Origin of the sequence: Arthrobacter sp., from assembly GCF_048266065.1 — a bacterium.
GTDB lineage: Bacteria > Actinomycetota > Actinomycetes > Actinomycetales > Micrococcaceae > Arthrobacter_H.
Genome location: NZ_JBLXAH010000021.1, coordinates 1 through 7,059 on the forward strand (window position 1 = coordinate 1; position 7,059 = coordinate 7,059).

Below are 7,059 nucleotides of genomic sequence, written 5' to 3' on the forward strand. Positions count from 1 at the left end.
CCGCTTCGATACCCAATGGATATTCTGATGAAACGCTGGCCGGCATCAAACGACTACCGACCCACGCACCTAGGCCGGGCGTGTTCGTGAATCGAGGCAGCAGGTAATGGTGCAAAGAACAAGGAGTCGGTCGCTCTGTGGCTCATGCGCGACCGTTTCGGTCCATCCATCGTTTCGCGGGCTGGAGTTGGTGGATGGCTACGGTGTCTGGCCCGCCAGCGCGTCGTAGCTGCTCAGCATCGTGACAAACAGGTAGGCGGTTGGGGCCAGGGCCAACAACTGGATGAGGGTGGCGTAGAGCATGGTCAGCAGGTCCGCCTTGGAGCGCTTGACCTCGTAGTAGCTGCGGAACTTCAGGGTCCCCCAGGCCACGACCAGCATCGCGGGAATTGAACCTGCGGCTGCCAGCACCAGAAGGACGCCCGGGGGCAGAAAGCCGGCGCCGACAGCGACGGCCGCGCACGCAAGGGCCGCAGGAACCAGCGCCAGCAGTGCTTGGCGAGGGGTCAGGCGCATCAGCCCGAATCGTCGATTGGAACCAGGGGTGGCTGGCATGTCAGTGTGCACTTGCAAAGGCTATCGTCCATGGGCTCCCGGCAGCGGCAGCACGGCTGAGGCGGGCGGCACCTAGGGCTGGCGGACACTGCGGTTCGATTTGAGGTCGGCGTAGCGGGTCCATGGTTCACCTGCGGCTTCGGAGTGGAGGAATGCGACCTGGTGGCTGTAGCCGAGTGCGTCGGCGACCAGTGGTGGCGGCGCCAGGGCGAGGTGTTCGTCCAGGCCGGTGTTTCGCGCGCCGCGCAGTTCGAGGCCGAGGCTGCGGAGTCTGTCCATGATGGTGTTGGGGTGGAGATGCTGGCCTGTCCGGGTTCCCGGGAAGAGCCAGGGGCTGTCCGTCCCCGATCCCGTTCTGAGATTGGGGCGGTTTTGGAGGTGTTGCGTGAGGAGTTCCGCGAATGGCTGCGGGACGGGCACGGGATGCGTGCCGAGGGTGATGCTCAGCGTCCCGGTGGTGTCGTTGACGCTGATTGTGTCGCTGCGGAGCGCGGCCACCCGGACCAGGGGCTGGGCGTAGAGGAGAAGCAGTATGCCGGCGACCCTGTAGGGCAGGGACTCGCTGGTGCCGGTGAGCATTTCCCGGAGCCACGCGAGGCGTTCGTCCTGCGTGATGGCCGGGCGGCTCTTGGCCTTGTAGTGGCCGATCTCGACACGCGTGTTCGTGCCGGACTTCTTCGCGAACACGAAGAACGTCCGGATGGCCTTTCTTGTGGTTGGTCCCGTTGAGAGCCAGGTGTCAACGTCCTGCTGGGTGCTGGTGGAGGCGGTGCGCTGGTGGGTCTGCCAGAGCCAGTAGAGGAATTTGATGGTTTCTGTGATCTCTTGTTTGGCTGCATGCACGGGGCCGCGGGCAGTCGAGTCCGGGGTTGCCATGGCCCGGATGCGCCTGAGGTGGTGCCATTTGGCGAAGTGTTCGACGGGTTTGGCGACTTCGGCCGGCAGGGCGCGGAGCTTGTCGTCTATCCAGGTCTCGAAGCGGCTGAGGTACGGGTCGCGCTGGGGGAGAAGGTCGTGGTGCATGAGCAGTGCCCGGAGGTGGTCGGCTGCTCGTCCTGCGCTGTCGCTGTGGCTGTCGAGCCCTTCGTGGGTCAGAGGTGTCTGGCCGCTCGAGAGGGATGCCAAAAGTGCTTGGACCTTGGGGGAGCGCTTCCACGTGATGACGCTTTCGGGGCGCTCCGCCTCGCAAAGGACGTTGATTAGACTTGCTGTGCTTTTCGGATCGGCTGGGTTGGTGAGCAGCAGGGCGGTGAGGTCGTCCCTGAGGGCGCAGCGGGCGCAGATGCCGCGGCGGTAGAACTCGCCTTCGTGGCCGCAGCGGGTGCAGTGAAAGTCGTGGTGGATGCCGGCGCACGGTGCGCACCGCGGTCCTCCCTCGCGTGAGGGTGGGCCGGGGAGGAGTCTGTGCTGTCCGCAGTCGGGGCAGGTGCCGCGGGCTCGGGTCGCCAAGGTGAAGCAGGGACCGCAGATCTTGCCTTCTGGCCAAGTCGCCCGTGCCCTGCCGGCGGCGCGGCCGCAGCGGGAGCACTGGACGGAGCCGTTCGTGCGGGGGCGGCCGCGGGCGGTGTTGCGCGGCGTGAATCCTGCGGGTGGTTCAGTCGTCATCGTCGATGATGCGGGCGCGGCGTGGGCGGACGGTCCGGTTGAGGTCCACGACGTTGGGGGAGTTGTTGGTTCCGGTCTTGCGTGCCCGGACGTCGGCGGCGGTGACGGTGATGAGGTCTTCGGGGCCGCAGGAGAAGATGTCGCAGATGGCGGCTATGACCTGCAGGGCTACGCGTTCGGGCTTCTGGTTGACGATGCGGTAGACCTGGGGCCTGGAGAGGCTGATTCCGCGTTCGGCCAGCAGGGGGATGAGGTCGGTGGTGTTGTGCAGTCCCCGGGCCGCCATCAGCTCGGCCAGCCGCCACGTGTATTCGACTTGGCGCTTCATTGCTCTCCTCCGGATTGCGGTCCCAGGGCCTCGCCCAGCGTGCGGTCCAGGGAGGCCCGCAGGGTTGTGTTGCGGAAGTCGTCGCTGACGAATTGGTAGATTCCGGTGGTGGAGGCGTGTTCGTGGCCCATTTGGTATTGCACGAATCTAGGATCCCACCCGGCTTCGAGCAGGTGCGTCGCGTAGGAGCGCCGTAGTGAATGCAGGTCCAGCCCGTCCGACGGCATTCCCAGTTCGTCGAGGTACCGCCGGAGCCGGCGCAGGAGGGTGGACTCGACGATCAGGCCACCGCGTTCGCTGGGGAAGAGGTCGGGCGTGTGGAGTGTTCCGCGGCCATTGGCGAGCCAATCCTCCAGGATGCCTGCGGTCCAGTCGAAGACGGTCAGCACGCTGCGGGGCTTGGGCGGCGAGGCCCTGCGGGACTTGCCGAAGCGGACCTTGCAGACCCCGAATCTCCCGAATCCGCGGGCGCGGGGGTTGGTTGCGAAGTCGACGGTCTGCAGGTGCCGGAGCTCGTTGAACCGCAGCCCGTAGGAGTAGGCCACCTTGAGCATGACGGCGTCGCGGTAGGCCGCCTGCCAGCCCTTCTTGCCCGAGGCCTCGATGAGTCCGACCTCGTCGTCGGCGTGGTCGAAGACCCTCTGGAGTTCCTCCTTGGTGAAGGGCCGTTTGGCGGGGCGGCCTTCGAACTCCTGCACGTGCGTGGCCGTGTTCCACTCGTAGAAGACCTGGGCGGGATGGGTGCCGAAGAGCTGCTCGCAGGCCCTATCCCAGCCGTAGTCGGGGTTGGAGACGTATGAGGTGAAGTGGCGCAGCGCGGACTGGTGGGCGCGCAGTGTCGCATGGCTCACGCGCCGGATCGAGCGCAGGTCCCCGAAGTACTCCTCGACGTGGGCCGGCGTCCAATTCCAGGGAAACTCGTTCACGTGGTCCACGAACCTGCGGACATACCGGGCGCGCTGGTCGATCGTGTCGAACTTGAGGTTCCGCGAGAGCTGCTGGTTGCGCCAGCCGTCCAGCATCTCGTCCAAGGTCTGCTGTTCGGGATGCAAGAGCGGAACGGAGCCCAGCAGATACACCCGCCCTGATCCATCGACCGCCATTCCGCCTCCAAGTCCGCTGCAAAGATTGAATCAATGATTCATCACTTGCATCATCTAAGCAAACGAGCAAGTCAGGGGTGGTTTCTCGGGGCCTCAGGTCCTGCTCTGCGCAGGTCCGCGGAAAGGCTGCCGCTGCCGCTCCAATTCGGTGGACCCCTGAAACACCGCGGCCCAGAGGGCGACGAGCGTCCGGAGCCGAACGGCCGCGGGAGAGGGCTTGGATGATTCATCCGACGAGATACACAGAGTACTAGTTGACATAATGTAGATTATCGGCGTACTGACAATCGATCCGTGAAGAGGTTGCCACAGTCGTCTTGTGGCGATTTTCCGCGTACCGATTTCGGACACCTGCCCTGCAACCTCTTGCCTGCCCTCAATGCTCACGTTGACGAGGACGAACGATCCGCGGTCACCACCAGCGGGCTTTCGGTACGCGCAATCCTGAACGACGACGCCTGCCGCAGACATGACGTGATCGCCAAGATCCGCCCGTTGGCCTCAGGCCCGCCGACCGCACGGCCACCGGCCGCCATGCCAGCCCGACTCTGGCAACATTGGTCAATTCGATGGTGCACGAAACGGGCATCCCTGCGGGCCACGGTGGCTGGCTATTATCCAAGCCTGAAGACGGGATCCACACGGGAGCCTTTCCGATCCCGCTCGAGCGGACCGCCCCTCGGTAAGGCAACCACCAACGCAGCGAGGTCCTGGCGACTCCCCCAAGAATTTTACTGATTGGGAAACCCGATGGGTCGTTGTGCGTGCATCAGCAAGCCGTTCCCATCCTCGAATCCCGTCGTATGGAACGCAGTGGCCCGGGCGATCTCGGTGAAGCCGAAGTCCCGGTGCATCGCAATGGATGCGGTGTTCGTGGCGTTGACGACGTACCAGGCATCCGGGGTCCTCCCCCAGATCCAGTGCAGTCGAATCCTGGTCAGCTTGGTTCCGATCCCCCGACGCCGCCACGCCGGATCGACGGTGACACCACCCAGATAGTGGCCTGCGGGAGCCGATTCGTCCGCATGCCCCCACCAATGCGTCTTGGCCCAACCGACCACGTCGGTGCCGCTGCAGGCCACGACAAGAAGTCGTTGCGCGTCCTCCACGACGGCAAGGTAGGACGCCAGGGTGCCGCCGGCGCGCTTGGCACGGTCATTGAGTTCCATGATGGCCTGGATGTCGTCGCAGCCGGCTTCTCGGAGGACCAAGGCCGCTGTCTGTCCGGCGGGGAGCCCCTCCTGTGCGGCGTCAAAGGCGAGCCTGACGGCGTCATCGGCTTCCACGTCGACTCCTTGCCGTCATCCGGTGTTGGCGTGCACCGGCTAGACTCCCCGTCATGGACGCCACCGCCTTGAATTCCCTGGTCCTTGGACTGCTGGGCCTCATCGTATTCTTCTACGTTTTGCACACTACCGTCCGTTCAGCGGTCCGACGGGGAATCCAGGACGCCCGGACCAACCAGTCCGGCACCGACGAGAGCACCGCACTGCCCGATGCGTAACCCTCGTTCAGCGTCCGGCTGCCCCGTCGCCGTCCGGCGAAGAGGACACGTGGGGATGGGTGACCGATGACCCGTTCGTCCCTGGCATTTGGCGCCCGCAATTCACGGCGCAAAATCCTCGATCGGATGCTGGCCGCCGCTGCGGAACGCGGCCTGGAGCCCGATGCGGAACAACAGGAGCTGATGCAGGACCTCGCAGTGGCGGCCTCCGATGCACTGTCCCGCCGCCAGGCAGGGCCCCCACGCCACCAGTACGTCCACGGCCCGCCAGGGCGCGGCAAGTCATGGCTGCTCGATTTGCTCCACTCCGCAGTCCAGACCGAACACAAGCGCCGCCTGCACTTCCACGACTTCTTCCGCGAACTGCACGCCCGGACCCACGCCGCCGGGACGCAGGAGGCCGACGGAAGGCCACCCATCGAACGGGCCCTGGACGAGCTGCTCGGGGACACCCGGGTGCTGTGCTTCGACGAACTCCACGTGCACGATCCCGGAGACGCCATGTTCTTCGCCCGGACCCTGAAGGCGATCTTCGAACGCAGGATCCTGCTGATTTCCACGTCGAACTCTGCCCCGGACCAGCTGCTGCCCAGCGAGTACTTCCATCACCTCTTCGAGTCGACGATCGAGCTGATCAACCACTCGATGACGGTCACGCTGCTCGACGGCGGAACCGACTACCGGACCGTGGCCCCAGGCCCGGGCGGTGGCACAGGATATGCGGCCGGGCACCTCATGGTCCCCGGTTCGGCCCGGCAACTACACGCCGCAGGCCTGACGATTCCCGCGGCTGAGGAACAGACCCACCTCAAGCCGACAACCCATGGGTTCCCGGCGCTGCGGGCCTCCGCCGGACAGGTATGGCTGGATTTCCGGGCCATTTGCGACGGCCCCACCGCCGCGTCCGACTACCTGTACCTGGCCGGGGAATTCGACCACGTCGTCATCGACGGGATCCCGGCACCCGACCGGGCCGGACCCAGCGCCTGGAAACGGTTGGCGAACCTCATCGACGTGCTCTACGACCGGGACATCCGCACCGACCTCATCTGCATGACCGCACCGGATCCCACGGCCGCAAGCGGGCATCCGGTGGACGCCGCCCGCCTGGCCAGCCGGCTGTCGGCACTACACCCGTGGGGCGTCGGCCGGGAGCCGGTCGGCAGCACCGGGAACAACGAATAGGACACATCGTGGCATCGAACCACCTCAGGAACGGGGACCTCTCCCCCGCCGCATTGCTCGACCTCGTGGAGACAATGGTCGCCGCGGTCCACTGGGACGACGACGGCGTGCCGGTGGCCACCACCCTGCCGCCCATCGTCCAGCTGGGGCATCCCGTCCTGCGCGCCGGCACCCCGGAATACGCGGGCGAACTGCCCGACGACACCCTGGAGAGGCTGCTGCGGGTCATGCGGGCCACCATGCAGGCCGCACCCGGCGTGGGTCTGGCCGCACCCCAGATCGGGTTGCCGCTGCGCATCGCCGTGCTGGAGGACCGCTTCGAGCCCGCTGCCGACGCCGCAGCGGTCCGCGAACGGGAAACACTGGACTATTTCGCGGCGATCAACCCGTCCTACGCGGCGCACGGGGACCGGACCGCTGCCTTCTACGAGGGCTGCCTGTCCTTCACCGGCTACCAGGCAGTCGTGGAACGTCCGGCCGACCTCCGCGTCAGGTACACCACCGAACGCGGCGAGGGCATCGATCGTGCCTTCTCCGGCTGGCAGGCCCGGATCTTCGCCCACGAAACCGACCACCTGCACGGCACGGTCTACATCGACAAGGCCATCACCCGCAGCCTGGCCTCCAGCACCGAGCACGCGGCACGCTGGGCGGCCCCGGGAATCGAGGCCGCCCGCGCCGGGCTGGGATTCTAGCCGGACCGCCTAGGTGCGTGGGTCAATAATGCTGAGCCCGAACTTTAAAACGCCGACGCAATAGCAAGGGTCCATAGGGTGCGG

At 66.0% G+C, this 7,059-nt stretch carries 8 protein-coding genes; 3 read left to right on the forward strand and 5 right to left on the reverse strand.

Annotation, left to right across the window (positions count from 1 at the left end):
- Positions 1-198: 198 nt before the first annotated feature.
- From ACN0TP_RS18275 to ACN0TP_RS18295, 5 genes are all read right to left on the reverse strand, one after another.
- Positions 199-567 (reverse strand): hypothetical protein, encoded by a 369-nt coding sequence (locus ACN0TP_RS18275; protein WP_417221395.1) that lies wholly within the window; start codon positions 565-567, stop codon positions 199-201.
- A gap of 60 nt (positions 568-627) precedes the next feature.
- Positions 628-1,578 carry a recombinase XerD gene (locus ACN0TP_RS18280; RefSeq protein WP_417221396.1) on the reverse strand — a complete coding sequence of 317 codons (951 nt, stop codon included), beginning with the start codon at positions 1,576-1,578 and terminating at the stop codon, positions 628-630.
- A gap of 571 nt (positions 1,579-2,149) precedes the next feature.
- Entirely contained in the window at positions 2,150-2,488 is a 339-nt protein-coding gene (locus tag ACN0TP_RS18285) for a helix-turn-helix domain-containing protein (RefSeq protein WP_372699255.1), read from the reverse strand.
- The gene (locus ACN0TP_RS18290; RefSeq protein WP_372699256.1) at positions 2,485-3,591 is read right to left on the reverse strand and encodes a tyrosine-type recombinase/integrase; all 1,107 of its coding nucleotides are present in this window, start codon (positions 3,589-3,591) and stop codon (positions 2,485-2,487) included. The genes ACN0TP_RS18285 and ACN0TP_RS18290 overlap by 4 nt, the downstream gene beginning before the upstream one ends.
- 731 nt (positions 3,592-4,322) lie before the next feature.
- On the reverse strand, positions 4,323-4,877 hold the full coding sequence (locus ACN0TP_RS18295; protein WP_417221398.1) for a GNAT family N-acetyltransferase: 555 nt from the start codon (positions 4,875-4,877) through the stop codon (positions 4,323-4,325).
- Positions 4,878-4,930: 53 nt separating this feature from the next.
- Between ACN0TP_RS18295 and ACN0TP_RS18300 the strand changes: the two genes are divergently transcribed.
- From ACN0TP_RS18300 to ACN0TP_RS18310, 3 genes are all read left to right on the forward strand, one after another.
- Complete coding sequence (locus tag ACN0TP_RS18300) at positions 4,931-5,095, forward strand: hypothetical protein (RefSeq protein ID WP_417221401.1); 165 nt, start codon at positions 4,931-4,933, stop codon at positions 5,093-5,095.
- Positions 5,096-5,161: 66 nt separating this feature from the next.
- Positions 5,162-6,280, forward strand: coding sequence for a cell division protein ZapE (gene zapE / locus ACN0TP_RS18305; RefSeq protein ID WP_417221404.1), 1,119 nt, complete (start codon positions 5,162-5,164; stop codon positions 6,278-6,280).
- Between the two features lie 8 nt (positions 6,281-6,288).
- Complete coding sequence (locus tag ACN0TP_RS18310) at positions 6,289-6,975, forward strand: peptide deformylase (protein WP_417221406.1); 687 nt, start codon at positions 6,289-6,291, stop codon at positions 6,973-6,975.
- Positions 6,976-7,059: the final 84 nt, after the last annotated feature.